Origin of the sequence: Pseudomonas sp. F01002 (assembly GCF_004402115.1) — a bacterium.
Taxonomy (GTDB): domain Bacteria; phylum Pseudomonadota; class Gammaproteobacteria; order Pseudomonadales; family Pseudomonadaceae; genus Aquipseudomonas; species Aquipseudomonas frigoris.
In genome coordinates, this window is the sequence record NZ_SOPU01000015.1 from 506,712 (window position 1) to 527,478 (window position 20,767).

The window sequence follows — 20,767 nt, forward strand, 5'->3', positions numbered from 1 at the left end:
TGATCGCATTTCAATGTGGGAGCGGGCTTGCTCGCGATGAGGCCCTTGTAGCCGACCGGGAGATAAGCGCGGCAAGTCTACAGATCCGTCTAAACCGCGCATCTCGCCTGTTTCATGATGAAGGTGAGGCCGATTCAGTTTGCCGATTGAATCGCGACAGCAGCACCCGATCCAGCAGCCAGACCACCACCAAGGACGCGCCCACCAATGGAAACGCCACCGCCAATGCGAACATGATGACCATCGCGGTTTTCCATTTCGGCAAGTCGTGGCGCAGCGGCGGAACACCGAATTTTCCTTGTGGGCGGCGCTTCCACCAGATCACCACGCCGCTGACGGCGCTGAGCAGAATCATCAGGCAGATCAGCAGCACAATGATCTGATTGAACGCACCGAACATTTTACCTTCGTGCAGCATCACGCCGATTTCCGTCGCGCGGGCGACGGTGCCGTATTGCGCGAAGCGCACGTCGGCGAGGACGTCGCCGGTGTACTGATCCACATGCAGCGTGGCGTCGTTGCGCGGGTCGTCGGCGAACACCGCGATGGTGAACACGCCAGTCGTCGTGGTCGGAAAGGTGATGCTGTAACCCGGTTCGACCTGGCGTTGCGCAGCGATGTTCTGCACGTCCTGCAAGCTGATGATCGGTGCGGCAGGGCCCGCTTGCGCGCTACCGTGGGCCATGTGTTCGGCGTGGTCGCCGGACATTGGCATCGGTGTGTTTTCCATCGCCCAAGGCACGGTCTGGCGGGTAGCGGTGTTGAGGCTGCGGGCCTCCACATCGGATTTGGGTACGTCATCCCACATCGCTGCCGGAAAGACATTCCACACGTCGGCGTATTGCTTGCCCCAGAACCCGGTCCAGGTCATGCCGCTGAGCAGCATCACCAGCAGCAACGACGCGCCCCAGAACCCTGTCACCGCGTGCAGGTCACGCCAAAGCACTCGACCGCGACTGCTCAAGCGTGGCCACAGGATGCCGGCCGCCTGGCCACGCGGCCACCACAAGAACACGCCGGAGACCACCAACACCACGCCCCAGCCGGCGGCCAGTTCGATCAGTCGATCACCGACGGTGCCGATCATCAATTCGCCGTGAATCGCTCGCGCAACGGCTTGCAGATTCTTTTTGGCGTCTTGCTCTCCGAGGATGTCGCCGTGGTAGGGATCGACGAATACATTGAGCTCGCTACCGCCATTGATCACGACAAATTGCGCGCTGCGCTCGGCGTTGACTGGTGGCAAATACTGCTTGATCGTGGCTTGTGGGTAAGCCTCTTTCACCCGCTTGAGCAGGTCATCGGCCGGGACGCTGTGATGCCCGGCCGGGACGTTCAGCAGGCTGCCGTACATCAACGGGTCGAGTTGCGGTTTGAACAGGTAAATGACGCCGGTCAAAGCCAGCATCACCATGAAAGGCGCGACGAACAGACCGGCATAGAAATGCCAGCGCCAGGCCAGGTTGTAGAAATTCACTTTGGGCTGTTTCATCGGTTGTGCTCCGCTTTGGCGATTCAATTGTCTTGGAAAGATCGCAGCCTCGTTTCACTCGACAGCTCCTACACAGCTCCTACAGGGGGTACGTGTTCCAATGTAGGAGCTGGCGTAGCCTGCGATCTTTTGACTTTTCTTGTTAGAAACTCATATCCACCTTGGTCCAGAGCGTTCGCCCCGGTTCTTTTATGGCTTGCGGGTCATTGGCCGGATAGCCAAAACCGGCGTTGCCGGCCAGGTTCAAGTGCTCGGCGTAAGCCTTGCCGAACAGGTTGTCGACGCCGCTGCTGACCTTCCAGTTTTTGTTAATCCGATAGGCACCGTTGAGCGAGAACACGCCAAAGCCCGAGGTCTTGTCGAAGTCCTTGCCGACGACGTTGCCTTTGTTCTGGTCGATACGGTTTTGCGCCGCGACCACCCGCCACAACGCTCCGGCGCTCCAGTTGTCTTCGCTGTAGGTCAGGCCGAAACGTGCATCCAGCGGCGGCATTTGCGGCAGTGCGTTGCCGTCGCTGCTGTTCTTGCCCCAGGCGTAGGCCAGGGTCGCGTCGGCTTTCCAGTTGCTGGTCAGCTTGTAGGCCGCACCCAATTCGCCGCCCATGATTCGCGCGTCGATGTTCTGTGCTTGCGAGGTCATGCCCATCATTGTTGGCGTGTAGTTGAACAGGATGTAGTCGCGCATCTGCCCGACGTAACCCGAGGCCCAGGCTTCGAGGTCTTCGGTCTTGTATTGCAGGCCGAAGTCGAGCTGGGTGGTTTTTTCAGGCTTGATCGAATCGAAGGCATTCACTGAGCCGGCGGGGCCGGACTTGGGTGAAAACAGCTCCCAGTAATCCGGGAAACGCTGGGTGTGACCGAGGCCGGCATACAGCGTGGTCGGACTGTCAGCCAGGTCATGCTCGTAACGGACGAAGCCGCTTGGCAGGGTGTCGGCACGGGTGTCGTCGGCGGTTGGGTTGGGACGCGCCATCATCCCGGAGCCAGTGGTCTGCCGAAAATCCTTGGCCGAAGCGCGGTCCAGGCGCGCGCCGGTAATCAGCCGGTCACGGTCGGCGGCGTACCAGGTCAATTCGCTGAACACGCCGTAGTTGTGAAAGTCGGCGTCCTTGTTGCGCGGCAAGTCCTTGTAGACGTCGATGCCCATGGCGTTGCGTTGGCGATGTTCGCTGGTCTGCGCATCGATGCCGCTGATCAACTGCACATCGGCCCAGCGCCAGGTGGCTTTGATCCGTGCGCCGAGGGTTCGACGGTCGACGTTGGAGGCCATGGGACCTGCCATCATTCCGGTGCCGGACGGCGTGCGCAGGGTGTAGTTGTCCATCACGTGGTCGGCGTAGTTGTAGTAGATCTGCGCCTCGACCTTATCCAGCACATCACCGATGTTCGACCTCTCGAAACGCAGGCCCAGGCTTTCGCGCTTGAACTGCGAGCCGTCCATGCCGCGTCCCGCGTAACGCGCTTCGCCATCGCCCTTGCCGGCGGTGAGTTCCAGCAGGGTGTCGGCGTCCGGGGTCCAGCCCACCGCAACGTCGCCGTTCCATTTGTCGTAGCGCGACGGCACGGTGTCGTTGTTACCGTCCTGGTAGTCGTCGGCATGCGCGGTGTTGCCGATCACTCGCACGTAACCCAATGGCCCGCCGGCAGCAGCATCCACCACTTTGTCGAAACGGCCGTTGGAGCCAGCCAGCACGCTGGCGTTCACCCGCGTGCCGAGTTCGCCGAAGCTTTCCGGCTCACGGTCGAAGAGGATGGTCCCGGCCGATGCGCCCGGTCCCCAGAGCACGGTTTGCGGGCCTTTGATGACGGTGAGTTTGTCGTAGGTTTCCGGCGAGATGTACGAGGTCGGTGCGTCCATTCGGCCGGGGCAGGCGCCGAGCAACTGGCCGCCGTTGGTGAGTATGTTCAACCGCGAACCGAACATGCCGCGCAGCACCGGGTCGCCGTTGGTGCCGCCATTGCGCACCAGGGCGAAGCCAGGGATGGTTTTCAGGTAATCGCCACCGTCGCTGGCCGGCACCGGTTGGCGCGGGTCCTTGGGATTGGTGACGATGGTCAGTGGTGAACTCGGCGCGATGGCGGTGATCACCGTCGGGCTCAGTTCTTCGCTGTGACCGGGGTGTTCATCGGCCAGTACCATCGGTGTCAGCAGTGCACCGCAAAGGAAGGCGGTGGCGTGCCTGAAACGAATACTGGATTCGTTCGGGGCAAAAGAAGCTTGGGCAGCGCTCAAGCGTGTGTCAGCAGAAAACCTGGACATGACAATTTCCATCGAACAGTCGTAAACGACACGGCCGGCAGCCTGCGCAATCCTTGTGGGAGCGAGCTTGCTCGCGAAAGCGGTGTGTCAGACGACATGGATGTTGAATGACCCATCGCGATCGCGAGCAAGCTCGCTCCCACAGGTAGCTTTGGCTGTCTTCGGACTGTGTGAGATCGGATGTGAGGGTTTACGCGTCGATGGGTGGGGCGCGGGTGCGGGCGCCGGGGAAGAAGGTTTGCCGGGCGTGGCCCAGGCGAGGGGAGGGTGTGGTGAAGGTAGTGGCTTTTGGCGTGTCGAATGCAACGAAGGACTGGCCGCCGGTCAGCGCCGGGCAATTGAACAGCAGGCTGCAATAGCCGCATTTTTCCCAGAGCGCGTGATGTGAGGCTTTTGGCGGGCAGTGTTCGGCGGTGGTTTGCGCGCTGTGGTCGGCGTGCTCCATCGTGGACATGTCCATGCTCATGTCCATCGACATGCTCATGGTCATCGAAGAGGCGCGTTGATCCATCGGCATCGACTGAGAAATCAGCGGGCCGATAAAGATCATCAACATGGCGAACAGGCTGATCCAGCTTCCGCGCGTCAGGCTTAACGGCTGACGACGGTGTGCGGATGACCTGGCGCTAAGCGGGCGCATGGGCGTTTTTGCTCAGTCGCTTACTGGGCGTGGGCGTGTGTCTGCATGCCTTCCGGCGGCTTCTTCTGCACCGAGACGTCGACCGTCACTTCGCCGGACTTCTCGAAATGCATCGTCAGCGGGAAGTGTTTGCCGTCGCTCAACAGGCTGCGGTCTTTCAGGTTTACCAGCATCACGTGATAGGCCATCGGCGCAAAGGTGACGTTGCCACCGGCAGGAATGTCGACGCTCGGCACCTGCTGCATTTTCATCAGATCGTTTTGCATGACGTGCTCGTGCAACTGGGCTTCGCCTGCAATGGGCGAGTCGACACTGAGCAGTCGGTCGGCCGTTTTACCGTTGTTGTGAACCACGAAGTAAGCCGCAACAGTTGGCGCGTTGGGCGGCAACTCTTGCGACCACGGATGAGCGATTTCCAGCTCCCCGGCCTTGTATTCGTGGGCATTGGCAAAACAGGCAGGCAGCAGCAACACAGCCAGAACGATGAGTTTGTTCAACATGGCAGTTCTCCAGAACGATTCAAAACGCAGGTCAATTGCGAGAAGGAATCACACCAGAGGGGAAGCGCGGGGGTTGAGGCTCGGCCATTGCTGGCGCGGTGTCGGTGTATCGAGAGAGGCGTGAGGCAGGCTTCGATTGGCCTCGAAACGCGCGAAATACAGTTGCGGCGTGTGCCCGGGCAGCGCCACCAGTGGCGCGGAACCTGAACAGCACCAGCAATGTTGCATGTTGGAGTGATCGTCGTTCTGCGGGGCTTTCTGTTCGATATCGCCCAGGGAAATCGCCACCATCCTGGTGCCGCTGGACGAACAGAAACTGCCCCACAACAACTGCTCGGCGGGTGATTTCGCCGTCTGTGCCATCGCTCCGGACATCGGCATGGCGAGCATGTTGAACAGCACTGCGAAGCAGGCGATCCAGGCAAATGCGAGCCGTTGTCGGGACATGGGAAAAATCCGGTTGGGTGGGCGATCAGGCGCGGCTATTTAGCCTGATCAGGGCCGATAAGTAAAAAAGCGGCGTGCGGTGTGGTGTCGCAGCGCCAAGCTCCATAGCCTGCATGATAGTCGCGAATTACGGATTGCCAGTACCGTGCAGATCAGCCTTCACACAATTTTGTAGCAGCTGCCGAAGGCTGCGTTCGGCTGCGCAGCAGTCGTAAAATCAAACGCCTCGGTCTTTCAGGTTAATCGTGGATGCAGGATTTACGACTGCTTCGCAGCCGAACGCAGGCTTCGCCAGCTGCTACAGGTTATGTGGTGGTTTCTGTTATCAGGGCTGCCAATACGTCTGTCACCGCCCCAAACTCCCGATCAACCCCCGGCAACACTGGGCGCTGCAAAACAATCACCGGCACCCCACGCTCCCGTGCCACTTCCAGTTTCGGTTCGGTCGCCGTGCTGCCGCTGTTCTTGCTGATCAGCACATCAATCTGCCGACGTTCAAACAGCTCACGTTCATCTTCAATCAGAAACGGCCCACGCGCGCCAGTCACTTCGCAGCGTTCGTTACCGGGGTAAACGTCCAGTGCACGCAAGGTCCAGAATTGCTCTGGCGGGATTTCGTGCAGGTGCTGCAACGGTTCGCGGCCGAGGGTGAACAGCGGTCGCCGGAACGGTTTCAGCGCTTCGATCAACTCGGCCCAGTCGCTGACATCTCGCCAGTCATCCCCGGCCTGTGGTTGCCAGGCTGGACGCCTTAACGCCCAGCATGCAATGCCGCTCAACCGTGCAGCGGTGGCGGCGTTTTGGCTGATTTGTGCGGCGTAGGGGTGGGTTGCGTCCAGGAGCAGGTCGATCCCTTCATCCCGAATGAACTTCGCAAGCCCTTCGGCACCGCCGTAACCGCCAACGCGAACCTGGCAGGTCAGATCCGTCGGCACACGCCCGACGCCGGCCAGGCTATAGATGTGTTCTGGCCCGAGGGTCCGGGCGATGGCCAAGGCTTCTGTCACGCCACCCAGCAACAACACGCGCTTCATTGAAAAGCTCCCGCATGGCCCACAATCCCGCCCTGGCGATCGATGGCAAACACTTCGACCTGCACCTGCGCCGGCACCACGCTGCGGGCAAAGTCCAGCGCGTGCTGACACACCGCATCACCGAGCGCGATACCTGCAGCGCTGGCCATCGCCAAGGCTTGCTGGCTGGTGTTGGCTTCGCGAATCCCTTGCTGCAACGCCTCATCGGCGCCAATCGCCGCCGCCCACTCGGCCAGTTGCGGCAGGTCGATGCTCGAATGTCGGCTGTGCAAATCCATGTGCCCGGCCGCCAGTTTACTGATCTTGCCGAAGCCGCCACAGAGGCTGAGTTTATCCACAGGCACTTTGCGCAGATGTTTGAGCACGGCGCCGACGAAGTCGCCCATTTCGATCAGGGCGATTTCCGGCAAGTCGTAGACCCGGCGCATGGTGTCTTCACTGGCATTGCCGGTGCACGCGGCGATGTGCAGGTAACCGTTGGTTTTTGCCACGTCGATGCCCTGATGGATCGAGGCGATGTAGGCCGCACAGGAAAACGGCCGGACTATGCCGCTGGTGCCGAGAATCGACAAACCGCCGAGAATCCCCAGGCGCGGGTTCATGGTTTTCAAGGCCAGCGCTTCACCGCCCTCGACGTTCACCGTGACCTCGAAACCGCCGCGGTAATCAAGTTCCTCGGCCAGCAGGGTCAAGTGATCGGTGATCATCTTGCGTGGTACCGGGTTGATCGCGGGTTCGCCGACGCCCAGCACCAACCCCGGCCGGGTGACGGTGCCGACGCCGCGCCCGGCATTGAAGCGAATGCCCGGCGCCGTGTTCAGTCGTACCTGGGAATAAAGCAGCGCGCCATGGGTCACGTCGGGGTCATCGCCCGCGTCCTTGATCGTCCCTGCTTCGGCCCCGTTGTCGATCAGACGACAGAACTCCAGCCGCATCTGCACCTGCTTGCCCTTGGGCAGGACGATGTCCACCGCGTCCGAATGCGTGCCTTCCAGCAACAAACGTGCAGCCGCCAGGCTGGTTGCGGTCGCGCAGCTGCCGGTGGTCAGGCCGCTGCGCAACGGTGCGGGTTGTTCGGCGGTTTCGTCACGCATCGAAAGGCTTCGTCACTTCCAGCAAGGTAATCGGCAACGCCTGACGCCAGGTATCGAAGTCTCCCAGCGGTTGGGCTTGAGCGATATGGATCCGAGTCAGCTCGCCGCCGTGCTGCTCGCGCCAAGCCATCAAAGTCATTTCACTTTGTAGCGTGACGGCGTTGGCGATCAGTCGACCGCCGGGCTTGAGTGCGGCCCAACACGTGTTGAGCACGCCCTCGCGGGTGATACCGCCACCGATGAAAATGGCGTCTGGATCCTCGAGTCCGGCCAAGGCCAGCGGCGCACTGCCGCGAATCAGCTGCAGGCCGGGAACACCGAGGGCATCTCGGTTGTGTTCGATCAACAGCTGCCGCCCTTCATCCGCCTCGATGGCCAGCGCCCGGCAACTGGGGTGGGCGCGCATCCATTCGATGCCGATCGAGCCGCTGCCTGCGCCGACGTCCCACAATAGTTCACCAGGTATCGGAGCGAGGCGGGCGAGGGTGATTGCGCGCACGTCGCGCTTGGTCAATTGGCCGTCGTGTTTGAAGGCTGAGTCCGGCAGACCGGCCAGTCGCGACAGGCGCGGCGTATTGGGCTCGGCGATACACTCGATGGCGATCAGATTCAGATCGGCGATCAGAGGATTGTTCCAGTCATTGGCGACACTCTCGATGCGTCGTTCGGCTGCTCCGCCCAGATGTTCCAGCACGGTGAGGCGACTTCGCCCGAAACCGCGTTCACGCAACAGTGTCGCGATTGCAGCCGGGCTCCTGCCGTCGTTGCTCAACACCAGCAAGCGAACACCGCTGAACAACTGCGCATTGAGTGCGGCGATGGGACGGGCAACCACCGAAAGCGTGACGACATCCTGCAACGGCCAGCCCATTCGAGCCGCCGCCAGCGAGCAAGAGGAGGGTGCCGGCAGTATCAGCATTTCATCGTTGGGCAGTTTCCGGGCCAGGCTTGCGCCCACGCCAAAGAACATCGGATCGCCGCTGGCCAGTACGCAGACCGGTTCGCCGCGCAGCGCTAAAACCGGCTCAAGGGAGAAAGGGCTGGGCCACAACTGTCGCTCGCCACGGATGCACACCGGCAGCAAATCCAGTTGCCGCTGACCGCCAATGATCCGCGAAGCGCGCAGCAGAGTGTGCCGGGCGTTTTTGCCCAGGCCCTTGAAGCCGTCTTCGCCGATTCCCACTACTGTCAGCCACGGTGACATCTACAGTCCTCAAATATAGTCCTCAAACGGACTGTTCCGACGGGCAGGCTTTTCATGCCGTCGAACAAAGCAGGCATAATACCGCGCCTTCGCCCGCGAAGCGCCTTTCCCACACAGCCGGTCGCTCCCTTGAACAAACGCCCGATGTCCTTAGCCTTACGTCCCTCGGCCTGTCCGGGGTTGCTGCGTATCGTCCAGGCGCTGGATGGCGGTATCTGCCGGATCAAGTTGAATGGCGGTTCGATCAGTGCGGCTCAGGCCGAAGCGGTGGCCAGTGCTGCTGAGCGGTTCGCCGGCGGCGTGATCGAGGCGACCAACCGTGCCAATCTGCAAATTCGCGGGATCGGCAGTGAACACGGTGCCATGATCGATGGCCTGATGGCTGCCGGGTTGGGCCCAAGCACTGCCGCTGGCGACGATGTGCGCAATTTGATGCTCAGCCCCAGCGCCGGGATTGATCGGCAGATGCTGTTCGACACGCGCCCGCTGGCTGAACAGATCCTTGTAGCCTTGCAAAGCCATGAACGCTTCCACGACCTCAGCGCCAAGTTTGCCGTGCAACTGGATGGCGGCGAAGGCTTGGCGATGCTCGAACATCCCCATGACCTGTGGTTGTCCGCCACTGAGCGAGACGGCGACCTGGTTTTTGCATTCGGCCTGGCAGGGTGTCCTGTGGACTCGCCTGTGGGTACGGTGTCACTGGCGCAGGGCCACCCGCTGGTGGTCGCGGTGCTGGAGTTGTTTCTTGAGCTGGCGCGTCCCGATCAGACACGCATGCGGCATTTACTCGCTGAATGCTCACTCGACGGGTTTCTCGCTCGTCTGGCCGAACGTGTGCCGTTGATGCCCATCATGGGTTGGCAGCGCAAGGTAAGTCCGAGTGTCTTGCACATCGGCGCTCATCCACAGGGTGAGGCCGAGCGTGTGTATATCGGCGCGGTGCCGCCGCTGGGTCGCCTCAATCCCGCGATGCTAAGAGGCGTCGCACAACTGGCACGTGATCAGGGTGACGGCAGCTTGCGTTTCACACCCTGGCAAAGCCTGTTATTGCCCGGTGTTCATGTCGACACTGCGGCTCAAGTTATTCACAGCCTCGAACAACTCGGCCTGCGTTGCTCGGCCGACGATGCCTTGGCGCATCTGATCGCCTGCACCGGCTCGACGGGGTGCGGCAAAGGGTTGGCCGACACCAAGGGCGATGCCCGACAACTGGCGGCGCTGCTGCAACGTCACGGCCAGACACTGAACGTGCACCTGTCCGGCTGCCAGCGTTCCTGCGCCGCCGCACACATCGCGCCAGTTACGTTGCTGGCGGTTTCTCCCGGTCACTACGACCTCTATTTTCGCGATGCAGCGCAGCCGGGTTTCGGCGCGCTGCACGCATGCAACCTTACTATTGAAGCGGTCGCAGCCTTGCTCGACGCCCGCTCACGGAGCCCCCTTGATGCTTGATTACATCCGCGACGGTCAGGAGATCTATCGCAACTCCTTCGCGATCATTCGTGCCGAGGCCAACCTCGAGCGTATTCCGGCCGATCTGGAAAAACTCGCGGTCCGTGTGATCCACGCCTGCGGCATGGTCGACGCTATCGACGGCCTGCAATTTTCCGAAGGCGCGGGCAAGGCCGGGCGTGATGCGCTGGCCGCCGGTGCACCGATTCTGTGCGACGCGCGGATGGTCAGTGAAGGCGTGACCCGCACGCGTTTGCCTGCGAACAACGAAGTCATCTGCACCCTGCGTGATGAAAGTGTTCCAGAGCTTGCCCGCGAGCTGGGCAACACCCGCTCCGCCGCCGCGCTGGAGCTATGGCGCCCGCATCTGGAAGGCAGCGTGGTGGTGATCGGCAACGCGCCGACCGCACTGTTTTATCTGTTGGAAATGCTCGACGCCGGCGCGCCGAAACCGGCGCTGATTCTCGGCTTCCCGGTAGGCTTCGTCGGCGCCGCCGAATCCAAGGCAGCCCTCGCGGCGGACAGTCGCGGCGTGCCCTTCGTCATCATGCAAGGCCGCCTGGGCGGTAGCGCCATGGCCGCCGCCGCCGTCAATGCCCTCGCCACGGAGATCGAATGATGCAGCAACCTGGACGTTTGATCGGCCTGGGCGTCGGCCCCGGTGATCCGGAATTGATTACCGTCAAAGCCCTGCGCCTGCTGCGCGAATCGCCGGTGGTGGCGTACTTCGTCGCCAAGGGCAAAAAGGGCAACGCGTTCGGTATCATCGAGGCGCATTTGCAGGACGCGCAAACGCTGCTGCCGCTGGTGTATCCGGTGACCACCGAGGCGCTGCCGGCGCCGCTGTCGTATGAACAAGTGATCAGCGATTTCTACGATGCGGCCGGCGAAGAACTCGCGGCGCACCTGGACGCTGGCCGTGACGTGGCGGTGATCTGCGAAGGCGATCCGTTCTTCTACGGCTCCTACATGTACCTGCACGATCGACTGGCCGAGCGCTATGAAGCCGAAGTCGTGCCGGGCGTTTGCTCGATGCTCGGCGGCGCTTCGGTGCTGGGTGCGCCGCTGGTGTATCGCAATCAGAGTTTGTCGGTACTGTCGGGTGTGTTGCCCGCCGACGATCTCAAGCGTCGTCTGGCCGATGCCGATGCCGCGGTGATCATGAAGCTGGGGCGCAACTTTCCCAAGGTCCGTCAGGTGCTCGAAGAGCTCGGGCTGGCGGAGCGTGCGTTGTACGTTGAGCGCGCGACCATGGCCAATCAGAAAATCGTCCCGCTGGATCAGGTCGAGCCGATGTCCTCGCCGTACTTCTCGCTGATCATTGTGCCCGGCGAAAGGTGGCAAGGCTGATGTCCCGTCCAGTTCCGGCGATTGTCATTCTGGGCAATGGCAGCCTCGCGACTGCGCGCAAGATTGCGCAGCTATACCCTGGCGCATTGATCCATGGTCTGGCCGAACGGGTGGAAGGCGCGGACCGCGTCTATCACGAATTCGGCGCCACCTTGCGTGAGTTCTATCAGCAGGACACGCCGATTATCGCTCTGTGCGCGGCCGGGATCGTGATCCGCACCCTGGCCCCGCTTCTGTTGGAAAAAGGCGCCGAGCCGCCAGTGCTGGCCGTGGCTGAAGATGGCAGCGCCGTGGTGCCGCTGCTCGGTGGCCTCGGCGGTGTGAACGTCATGGCGCGCGAGATTGCCTCCGGTCTTGAGGTCGCCGCCGCCATCACCACCAGTGGTGAGTTGCGCTTCGGCACCTGTCTGCTCAATCCACCCAGCGGTTACGCCCTCGGCGATCTGGAACTGGGCAAGCGCTTCGTCTCGGATTTGCTCGCCGGCCAAAGCGTACGCGTCGAAGGGGCTGCGCCGTGGCTGGCGCAGGCGCAGTTGTCGCAAGATCCTCAAGCGCATCTGTCGATCCATGTCGGCCATGCCGAGCGGACACCGGCGGCCAATGAATTGATGATTTACCCGCGCAATGTGTTGGTGGCGGTGAGCGGTGAGGTGACGGGTCTGCCAGGCGCGATTCGCACGGCCCTGCATCAAGCGAAAATCGCCGTGCAATCGGTGGCGTGCCTGTTGGCGAGCGATCTGAACATGGCCAGCACGGCATTGCGCGAAGCGGCACTTGAACTGGGTGTGCCTCTGCGGTTTGCGTCAGTCAGCGGCGGCGTTAGCGAGTTGTCCCGCCACACCGTGCCGAACGCTACCATCGTGTCAGCGGATACCGGCATTGCCATCGCGGTGGCCACTCAGCCGCTGGACGTTGCGCAGATCGGCCGTGCACGCGGTCGTTTGGCGGTAATCGGTCTGGGCCCTGGCGCCGCCGAACTGATGGTGCCAGCGGTCAAGGCCGAACTGGCCAGGGCCACCGACGTACTCGGCTACGAAACCTACGTGCGCATGGCCGGGCCGTTCCGTGAAGATCAGGTGCTGCATTGCACCGACAATCGCGAAGAAATGCAGCGTGCCCGTCACGCCTTCGAGCTGGCGGCGCAAGGCCGTTCGGTGATTGTGGTTTCGTCCGGTGATCCCGGCGTGTTCGCCATGGCGGCGGCAGTGCTTGAAGCGTTGCATGAGTCGAGTGAGCCGAGCTGGCACAGCGTCGATCTGGAAATCCTGCCGGGTGTTTCCGCTTCGCTGGCGACCGCTGCGCAGGCCGGTGCGCCGTTGGGGCATGACTTCTGCGTGATGTCGCTGTCGGACAACCTCAAGCCTTGGGCGATCATCGAGAAGCGCCTGGACCTGGCCGCCGAAGCCGATCTGGCGCTGGCGTTCTACAACCCGATCTCCCGCGCGCGGCCATGGCAACTGGGCCAGGCGCTGGAAATCGTCGGCCGGCATCGCACACCGGAAACAGTGGTGGTACTGGGTCGCGACATTGGCCGTCCTGGTCAGACGCTACGGGTTACCACGCTCGGCGAACTGACCCCCGACCAGGTCGACATGCGCACCATGGTGCTGATCGGTTCCTCCACCACCTGCGTGTTCCCTCGTGCCGAGGGTGGCGAGTGGGTGTATACGCCTCGTTGGTACGGCGACAAGCCTGCCTCCTGAACCTTAGCGGCCCCGCGTGGGCCGCTTTTCACTTAATACATTCCCGTCTGCTGGTCGGCACTTTCACTTTGGCGTTGATGCGTCATTTATTTCACCAGTCGTTGTGGGATTTATGACTCTCTCCACGAAGAATTAATACTGTTTTCTGTCGCTGCTTTCTTCCTTTATCTAGTGCTTTTTTTGCAGTCAAAAACTTCGGCGTTGTGCATGAGTCACAACGCCGCCTGTTTGCTGATGGTCCCGGCGATTTTGTTTGTCTAAGTGTGCTTATTTAAGTCGGCAATATAAGGTTTTATTTATTTCAAATTTGATTGTATTGAAATTAATTGAATTTCTTCTGGTTTGAAGTGCCCGCTTTTACGATTTAGTTTTGTCTCCTGTGAAGTAGTTGCTTCACGTATTGATCTGGTCTCGTTCAGAAATACGAAATGGTTGACGTTGTCGTCGAGCGGTATTTGCGCGGCTGTCTTACGGAATCTAATTGCATACATTGAAGCTGGAGAGTGTCTTGTTTAATAGTCATTTGGATGTTTCGTATATCGGTGAATATGTAAAGTTCGCAAAACTTTTTAATCTTAAAGATCTTGAGCAGGCGTTAATCTCGCACAAAGGTACCGACGAGTACGACGCCGTCTTCAGGTATTACTCAGGCTGTATCGACTTGCTCGATTCGCCCCGGATGCTGGAACCGCTTGGCCTGTTGAAGCAAGCATTGGCATCTTTTGTCGGGCCTGCCGGTCGACAACGACGAACGACTGAGTCGCTTCCTCCCGAGAGCGCGGCCCCCGACGTGACAGACATCTACGAACGGCTCGAAGGTTTCGAGGCTCGTTTGTCGAACGGTACGCAGCAGTTGCTGATTCCCAAAACAAACGTTCCTGACAATCTGCATTTTGTCTGGCTCGGCGGTGGTATGGGCGATATCCAGCGCGACTACATCAATATCTGGAAGCAGACATTGTCTGGGCAGGGTTACACCCTCAAACTCTGGTACGACAGCGATGCATTGCTGGCCTACGAAACCAATCGGATTATTGTCGAGGCAGCCAAGTCTGACGCCATGCAGAATGGCGGGCAGGCCAGTAGTAACGCTGTTGAGCTAGGCGACAAGTATGAAGAGCGGGTCATCGCTCTCAAGCAGCAAATGTTTGCGCACATTAATAAAGCGGTAGAGCGCGGCGAGAGCGCCGACAACGCCAGGATCGATCTGTTGGTTCGAGCCTATAGCCAAGATGAAGGGCGGTTGAAAGTACTAAGGGAAAAAAACCGCCAGAGTCTGTTGTCGCTGAAAGAAGGCGCTATTGTTCTTCGCGATCTCGCCACCGAGGCGACACCGTTGTACTTGCAGGACATCTACGAGCGAGAAATCAGCTTGCGTGGCAACTTTGCTGCCGCCTCCGATATTGTTCGCGCCGAGGCACTGTTCGCCGACGGTGGCAGTTATGCAGACGTCGATTATCTGCCTCCGCTGTTAGAAAACCTGGGCGGGGTGGATATCAGCCGGTTTGGCTCGGATGCACGCCTGGGTGTTTTGCAACTGATACTTGACCACAGCCCTGAGTGGATGCCGGGGCGGCAGGTTATACGCAGCAAGTACACAAACTATTTCGAGCAAATTCCCCTGGAGCACCGTGAGGCGCTGGAGAATTTTGCCAAGAGCCGCCCTGATATCAGCAGTGTTTTCCGGCGCCCGGTAGAGCGCCAGGTGCGACCGGATGAACTGCGTGCTGTCGTCGTAAACAGCACGTTGAGTAACGCGTTCATGATGGCTCATCCCGGGTCAGCAATGCTCAAGGCCATTCTTGACCGTTTCAGGCTTAACTATGAGGTGGTTGATGCCACCGGCCGGTTAGCCATTGAACGAAAGATTGCGCTTATCGACGCTCAGGCAGTCATTCAGGTTGCCAAGGAGGTGGTCGAGAAAAAGTTTGGGCCCTTACATGAACTGTCGGGTGAGGAGGAAATAGCGGTCAGTTTTTTGATGGAAGCTGCCGCTACTTACTATAGCGACGGTATCCGTCCGCAGAGTGAAGTAACCATTTATCTGACTGGGCCGGCTGCGATGCGCGATGGGCTGGCGGATTACGAAAAAAAGCATTTCACCCCACGGGGCGCTGAAGCTTCGAGAGCTGAAGTTTCCATACCACCCATCGCAACCGTCAACCTGGTGACCGAGGAGGAGCTGGATCACTCCTGGAAGGAGAACGAGAGCGACACGGCTCAATGGCTGAATAGAGAAAAGCAGCGTTGGGAGGCCGGGAAGTTCAAAACCCGCTATGCCGGTGATGTCACGCAGCTGCTCAAGTACCAGAGCATTGATTTCGAAGAAGGCTGGCCGGTCATCGAAGGTCGTCATGTGTTGATCACCGACCTGTTGCAGCAACTGGCTGATGATCTCGGTGAGCCATTTCGCCAGGCGATGAGTCAGCGCCACAACGGCAGCGTGACGTTTGAAAAGTCATTGTCCCTGAGCTTCGATGACCGGCAAGCGATCATCGCTCAGGATGCCAGCATCCGCCCCCCCCCGCTTCCCTCCTGGACACGGAGACACAAACTCTGTCGATGGATGAACTGCTGAGCCAGGTCGGCAAAGACCCGCTTCTCACGGTGAACCTAAACCCGCTGCAACGTCTTTTGCTGGGTGGCCTGTTGGGGGTCAATGCACTGGATAACCAGCATTTTTACGCCGCTAGTGCAATGCTTGAAAACCTTGCCAATACGATGTCGGAGTTGGGGGTCAGCCACCGTTACGGGATCATTGAACGGGAGCTGTTCAAGCAACGTCACCCGGCTTTCCTTGCTGGTTTGACGCGTGCTTCCAATCCGCCCGTGGCCCTGTCCGAAACCAGTGTCGAACTCAAGAAACAGGCACTCGAACGTCCGCTGACCCTGCAGGAGTGGGGACGGTTGGTTGCCAAAATTCAGCAAGCGTCGAAGCTCGAATACCGCGACCGGATTGGCGAACGAATCGGTGAAGTGCTGGAGAGCTTTGATCACGGCAGTTTCAAATTGGTGCCCCAGGATTTGTTGCTCGAAGGAGCGGGCGACCGGGTTGCTGGACGCTGTTACCCGCTGGCGCTGGCCATGGCTGCTGCGCTCCACAAAAACAGCACCGCGGCCAACAGCTTGCGGGAACGCTTTTACCTGGCAGTTACAGAACCTGAAGCCGCCGACTCAAGGGCGTTTTTGAGCATGATCGAGGAGCTGCGTGACGCCCCTGTCAATGAAACAGGCACGCCATTGATGCGCTCCGAGCTGACTGAGATCGTAGCGATGCTGGAAGAAAAAACGGCCACCACCACCGTGATGCTCAACTCTGACAACCACTCGATGCTGGTTGCAAAAACGCTAGAGGGGCCGCATAGCACATACCTGCTCTACGATCCGAATTTCGGGATCTTCGAGTTTGCGACTGCCTCGGAGTTCGGTGAGGCGCTGACGCATTTTTTCATCCGCAAGGAGATGGCAAGGTATTACGCCGCTTTTGGGGATGTGGCGCGTCCGACCTTTGATCTGATTGAACTCAATGGTGCCGGGCTGAACGCCACGGTGCTTGCGTCCGGTGTTCAGGTCTCAAGCCTGTCGGAGCCAGGCGCGTTGCCGGAGCAAACGGCGCCGCGGGTAAGACAACGGCTGGCCAGTGCCCGGGGGCAGTCGCTGGTCAACAACACGACGCTGGGCAGTTCATTGCTGGAACTGGACGCTCACTGGTGGGGTGGGCAGATCGCGCAGGCGACACGGCAATTGCAGGAGCAACACGGGCTGGCGTCGGATTCTGTTGCGTTGTTCGAGACACTGGAGATAACCCCAGCAGGGGAATACAAAATCAGTCTGGTCAACACCGATGCCGGGCAGACCATTGAGCGTGTCACCACCAGCGATCACCGGTTCCTGAGAATTAAAAACTTCCTTTCCGAAACCTTCCATTCATTGGCCGCTCGCCCGCGTGCGCCGGTCAATCCGCTTGATCCGACGGACGCCGGCAGCGTTCATACGCTCAATGCCGGGTTCACCGTACAAGCCTTGATGAACGTACTGCGTCATCACGAGACTGCAGCGAGCGGTGGTGACAAGGCCCTGACCACCGCTATACGCCTGCATGCCTACGTCAACTATGCCCAACTGGCCCATGGCAACGTGGTGGATTTGATTGGCGTTGTGAAACTGGTCCGTCAGGCACTGGACGATGAAAAGCTGATCGCCCGCACCAGCGCACCGTTGGTGCAAAAGGCCTTGGGGCATATCGCCAATGAAGGCGTCGGTACTGTGCTGGGGCTGGTGAATGTCGGGTTTGATATTTATCAGCTAAGCCACGCCACCAATGAGATTGAAAAGGCGCAGTTCGGGACGCAGTTGGCCTTTGACTCCGCGAGTGCGGTGGTAGGCGCAGCCGGTCTGGGGGCAGCCCTGGCTGGCGCGGGTACGGTGGCCTCGGTGCTGGGGGGCGCCGGGGTAATTCTTGGCGGGTTGGCAGTAGGCGTTACTGCGCTGGCCGAAGGTTTTGCGACGATTGCGGAGGAAGCCAAGGAGGTCGCGCTGTTTTTTGATGGGCTTGAAAAGTCGTATGTACAAGGCGGCTATTACCTGGACAAGGCGTTGAATGCCTGGATTGCGCATCCCTTGGTTGTGTTTGCCGATTTGGATTTGCGCGCATCCACCGTCCATTTCGACAGCCCGAAATTGTTCCCCCTTCGGGACCATTTCGGGGTCCCGGATTTCGATGTGGATTACAACCGAGCCATCGATATTCGTCAGGGACTTGAGTTGCCGGACTCGGCGAGTTTCTCACCACAGGCAGGACAGACGATCGTTCTGCCCTGCAGACCCAAGACCTGGTACGGCTACGAATACAAGTTGCTGCCGTTTGTCACGTTTCGTCATGCCGGCGGGTACGACACGGCACGTCGACTGGAGAAAAAGAACAAACAGGGGCAATGGCAGTTTCTGTTTTCGTTCTATTCGTTTCCCGGCGAGTACGTGGTCAACCGGCTGAACCCGGTCTACAAGCCAACGGTATTCAATGTTCGTCTCGATAACGTCGAGCGTTCACTGGCGGTACCTGCGCTGCCGAACGTGTGGCACGGGCTGGTGTCCTATCGGGTAGAAGGCGCAGGAGCTCAATGTTCCGTGCTGCTCAATCCCGGGGTGAGCCTTGAACTCGTCGCACCCGGTCACATTGCTATGCAATGGGTGCTGCTGACTCCATGGCTGGCGGAGACAGACATCCGGATAGAAGCGGGGGGACACCTTGTTTCGTGGGCGCTGGATGTGACGTTCAGTGGCGGTGGCGTTCACCATGTGTTGCTCAAGCTGTCGAACAACAAAATCGTGCGTGTAGATCTTGCTGCCTGTCGGCTGGAGGTTGTCGAAGAAGAGGCCGATCCGGCCCTCGGGGAACAAGCGTTGCTGGATCACTTCAAGACACTGACCCATGAACATCGCCTGGTCACGTCTTACACCCCCGTTCGCAACTTCGTGGTGCCGTTCGAAAAGCCGGACGAACCCAGGACGGTAGTCGCGTATTACGACTCGGCACAGGATCGTTTTCTGTACATCCGCGACCCGAATGTCCTGTTGTCCGATGAGGTGATATTGGGCGCGGTGTTGGAGGATTCGGCTTACTTCTATCACCCCGAGAGTTTCGATGTCTGGCAGGTCGATGCGATCACCGGGACGCTGGTTCAGCACTATCGTTTGCTTGTTAGAGCTAACCTGGCGATTGTCCGCTGTGAGGCCGTGACCAATGGCGGCATTCAGATCGTGCAGCAGCTCACTGGAAAGGACGGCCAGCGCGATGAACTGACCTATGTGATCCATGACCGGGCCGTGTTGCTCAGCTCGATCACCCGCGGTCAGGATCCTGCACTGCAGGCTGTTTTGGAGGCTGACACGCTGACGGACTGGAAGCAGGTACTGGGCTACTATCACTTGCCGGTAGAGTCCTCCAATACAGTGAACTGGCGTCCCGGTGCGCTGGTTTCGATTTGTTGGCAGATCGATGAAAAGTGGCGGGATCTGGTTTGGGTGCGCAGCAGTGATGGGTTGATTATTCGTGCACCTTCCAGGCGTCACCGTGAGCGGGGATGGGCAGACTCGATCAAGGCCTTGAATGATCTTGTGCTCATTGCTCCCGCCCGTGTCGAGGGCGAAGTGTTCGTTACCTACGACAAACTTCACCAACGCCTCATGTGTCAGCAAAGGTCGATGGTGGATGGTCGCGCACAATGGTCGTCCAGCAACATCTCCCCCCCTGGGCTGAAAAATGTTGTCGCCGTTGAGCAGGACTATCTCGTCCTGACCGACTCTGGTCTGTTCTTTAACATTATGCCGGACGGGAATCTGAGACTCGGCGGGCTGACCGAGCACTGGTTCAAGGATCAAACTCAATGGTGGTCGGCGCTGGCAACGGTTGCGTTGCAATACCCGGTGCCGAGTTTTGCCATCCTGGGTTTGACCGGTTTCAAGGCCGGTTTGTGCGCCTGGTACTTGGGTGGTCGGCTGCTGCTCGCTGAAATGGGGCACGGCAAAGAAGTACGGTTGCTGAGTATTACTCCAGACAATCAGGCCACCTGGCTGTTCGATCTTTCTACCGGCAAGATTGTCCGTCAGGTTTTTATCGATCCAGACCACTTGAACACGGCATTTGCCCAGGGAACGAAACTGTTACTGGCTGAGGCATTGCCAGCCCCGACGCAGGAATGGGCGAGCTGGACCTTTAGCGACGTAACAGTGGAAGGCTCTGGCCTGAGGGCAACGACGCTTGAAGGTGTGGAGGTGGATTTACAGTACAACGAACCGGTACGGATTTCGGGCGTTAACAGCCATTGGGTTGCTGCACTGGAAGGTGAATTGAGTGAGGGCCTGGCGGCGCTGGCGAACGAACATCGATGCGCCGATTTTCTGTCCGTCAAAGATCCTGACTACCAACAATGGTACGTGGTCCGGACCGGACGGTTGATCCGCATTCCGAAGACCGCTATTGCTGCGCAATTCACGCTCGTCGGCACCCAGCATCAAACCAATGTGATGCTGCATGACAGCGGGGATGGTTTTTTGCACACCTATCCGCAAAGCAACAGGGTCGGGCCGCTCGACTATGTCCAGCGAAACGCCGAAGTACTGGTGGTCGAGGGGTCGAAAACGCGTACGGACCTGCTCCCGTTGATTGCCGATGATGTCAGCATCCTGGTGCTCAAACTGGGTCAAGGTTCAACGACCTGTCGGCTTACCAGAGCCGTGTGGTTGAAACTTGAATCGGTCATTGTCGATTGCCGCCATTCGCTCGACCACTCGCCATCGGTTCCGGGAAAACTGATCTGGGATATCGTGGTTGCGGATCAGTTGTGGGCGAGCCGGGTCGATGAGCAACTGGTGATTGTGGATGCGGACAGCGGACACAGCTTGATCTTTCGCGACGTGTTCTCGACCGATGTCGTTTTGCACCGGAACGTATTTCTGGCGATGAGCGGCTATCAGTCTTTCGCGGTGTCAACACTGGTAAGTACCCTGGTTGCCAGGAAGGGCAGCACGAGCAGTGTGTTACTCAAAGACATTTTGCCCACCGCAATAGTTGAAAAAATAGAAGATTGAG

At 59.5% G+C, this 20,767-nt stretch carries 14 protein-coding genes; 6 read left to right on the plus strand and 8 right to left on the minus strand.

Annotated features, from left to right (window positions below; all coding sequences use genetic code 11):
* Nucleotides 1-112: 112 nt before the first annotated feature.
* The 8 genes from E3W21_RS11875 to cbiE form a co-directional block, all read right to left on the minus strand.
* Nucleotides 113-1,492: a PepSY domain-containing protein gene (locus E3W21_RS11875; RefSeq protein ID WP_134419903.1), complete on the minus strand. Its 1,380-nt coding sequence runs from the start codon at nt 1,490-1,492 to the stop codon at nt 113-115.
* Nucleotides 1,493-1,634: 142 nt separating this feature from the next.
* The gene (locus E3W21_RS11880) at nt 1,635-3,752 is read right to left on the minus strand and encodes a TonB-dependent copper receptor (protein WP_134419905.1); all 2,118 of its coding nucleotides are present in this window, start codon (nt 3,750-3,752) and stop codon (nt 1,635-1,637) included.
* Nucleotides 3,753-3,942: 190 nt separating this feature from the next.
* A complete protein-coding gene (locus E3W21_RS11890; protein WP_134419907.1) occupies nt 3,943-4,392 on the minus strand; it encodes a DUF2946 domain-containing protein in 450 nt (149 codons plus the stop codon).
* Between the two features lie 20 nt (nt 4,393-4,412).
* A complete protein-coding gene (locus E3W21_RS11895) occupies nt 4,413-4,892 on the minus strand; it encodes a copper chaperone PCu(A)C (RefSeq protein ID WP_129438866.1) in 480 nt (159 codons plus the stop codon).
* A 48-nt stretch (nt 4,893-4,940) separates the two neighbouring features.
* On the minus strand, nt 4,941-5,339 hold the full coding sequence (locus E3W21_RS11900; RefSeq protein ID WP_134419909.1) for a DUF2946 domain-containing protein: 399 nt from the start codon (nt 5,337-5,339) through the stop codon (nt 4,941-4,943).
* A 305-nt stretch (nt 5,340-5,644) separates the two neighbouring features.
* Complete coding sequence (locus E3W21_RS11905) at nt 5,645-6,373, minus strand: cobalt-precorrin-6A reductase (RefSeq protein ID WP_134419911.1); 729 nt, start codon at nt 6,371-6,373, stop codon at nt 5,645-5,647.
* Nucleotides 6,370-7,467, minus strand: coding sequence for a cobalt-precorrin-5B (C(1))-methyltransferase (locus tag E3W21_RS11910; RefSeq protein WP_129438860.1), 1,098 nt, complete (start codon nt 7,465-7,467; stop codon nt 6,370-6,372). Before E3W21_RS11910 ends, E3W21_RS11905 begins: the two co-directional genes overlap by 4 nt.
* Entirely contained in the window at nt 7,460-8,671 is a 1,212-nt protein-coding gene (cbiE, locus tag E3W21_RS11915; protein WP_134419913.1) for a precorrin-6y C5,15-methyltransferase (decarboxylating) subunit CbiE, read from the minus strand. The genes E3W21_RS11910 and cbiE overlap by 8 nt, the downstream gene beginning before the upstream one ends.
* A 144-nt stretch (nt 8,672-8,815) precedes the next feature.
* Between cbiE and cobG the strand changes: the two genes are divergently transcribed.
* The 6 genes from cobG (at nt 8,816) to E3W21_RS11940 (ending at nt 20,766) form a co-directional block, all read left to right on the plus strand.
* Nucleotides 8,816-10,123, plus strand: coding sequence for a precorrin-3B synthase (gene cobG / locus E3W21_RS11920; protein ID WP_305955679.1), 1,308 nt, complete (start codon nt 8,816-8,818; stop codon nt 10,121-10,123).
* Nucleotides 10,116-10,742 (plus strand): precorrin-8X methylmutase, encoded by a 627-nt coding sequence (locus tag E3W21_RS11925; RefSeq protein WP_008038718.1) that lies wholly within the window; start codon nt 10,116-10,118, stop codon nt 10,740-10,742. The genes cobG and E3W21_RS11925 overlap by 8 nt, the downstream gene beginning before the upstream one ends.
* On the plus strand, nt 10,742-11,473 hold the full coding sequence (locus E3W21_RS11930) for a precorrin-2 C(20)-methyltransferase (protein ID WP_033053597.1): 732 nt from the start codon (nt 10,742-10,744) through the stop codon (nt 11,471-11,473). Before E3W21_RS11925 ends, E3W21_RS11930 begins: the two co-directional genes overlap by 1 nt.
* A complete protein-coding gene (cobJ, locus tag E3W21_RS11935) occupies nt 11,473-13,176 on the plus strand; it encodes a precorrin-3B C(17)-methyltransferase (protein WP_134419917.1) in 1,704 nt (567 codons plus the stop codon). Before E3W21_RS11930 ends, cobJ begins: the two co-directional genes overlap by 1 nt.
* A 481-nt stretch (nt 13,177-13,657) precedes the next feature.
* Nucleotides 13,658-15,754, plus strand: a complete 2,097-nt coding sequence (locus E3W21_RS32130) for a TcdA/TcdB catalytic glycosyltransferase domain-containing protein (RefSeq protein ID WP_305955680.1) — start codon at nt 13,658-13,660, stop codon at nt 15,752-15,754.
* Nucleotides 15,739-20,766 carry a TcdA/TcdB pore-forming domain-containing protein gene (locus E3W21_RS11940; protein ID WP_305955681.1) on the plus strand — a complete coding sequence of 1,676 codons (5,028 nt, stop codon included), beginning with the start codon at nt 15,739-15,741 and terminating at the stop codon, nt 20,764-20,766. The genes E3W21_RS32130 and E3W21_RS11940 overlap by 16 nt, the downstream gene beginning before the upstream one ends.
* Nucleotide 20,767: the final 1 nt, after the last annotated feature.

Coding starts and splice junctions, on each gene's coding strand:
- cbiE (WP_134419913.1), bottom strand. CDS start 8,671: ATGTCACCGTGGCTGACAGTAGTGGGAATCGGCGAAGACGGCTTCAAG.
- E3W21_RS11875 (WP_134419903.1), bottom strand. CDS start 1,492: ATGAAACAGCCCAAAGTGAATTTCTACAACCTGGCCTGGCGCTGGCAT.
- E3W21_RS11925 (WP_008038718.1), top strand. CDS start 10,116: ATGCTTGATTACATCCGCGACGGTCAGGAGATCTATCGCAACTCCTTC.
- E3W21_RS11910 (WP_129438860.1), bottom strand. CDS start 7,467: ATGCGTGACGAAACCGCCGAACAACCCGCACCGTTGCGCAGCGGCCTG.
- cobJ (WP_134419917.1), top strand. CDS start 11,473: ATGTCCCGTCCAGTTCCGGCGATTGTCATTCTGGGCAATGGCAGCCTC.
- E3W21_RS11905 (WP_134419911.1), bottom strand. CDS start 6,373: ATGAAGCGCGTGTTGTTGCTGGGTGGCGTGACAGAAGCCTTGGCCATC.
- cobG (WP_305955679.1), top strand. CDS start 8,816: ATGTCCTTAGCCTTACGTCCCTCGGCCTGTCCGGGGTTGCTGCGTATC.
- E3W21_RS11890 (WP_134419907.1), bottom strand. CDS start 4,392: ATGCGCCCGCTTAGCGCCAGGTCATCCGCACACCGTCGTCAGCCGTTA.
- E3W21_RS11895 (WP_129438866.1), bottom strand. CDS start 4,892: ATGTTGAACAAACTCATCGTTCTGGCTGTGTTGCTGCTGCCTGCCTGT.
- E3W21_RS11930 (WP_033053597.1), top strand. CDS start 10,742: ATGCAGCAACCTGGACGTTTGATCGGCCTGGGCGTCGGCCCCGGTGAT.
- E3W21_RS11900 (WP_134419909.1), bottom strand. CDS start 5,339: ATGTCCCGACAACGGCTCGCATTTGCCTGGATCGCCTGCTTCGCAGTG.
- E3W21_RS11940 (WP_305955681.1), top strand. CDS start 15,739: ATGGATGAACTGCTGAGCCAGGTCGGCAAAGACCCGCTTCTCACGGTG.
- E3W21_RS11880 (WP_134419905.1), bottom strand. CDS start 3,752: ATGTCCAGGTTTTCTGCTGACACACGCTTGAGCGCTGCCCAAGCTTCT.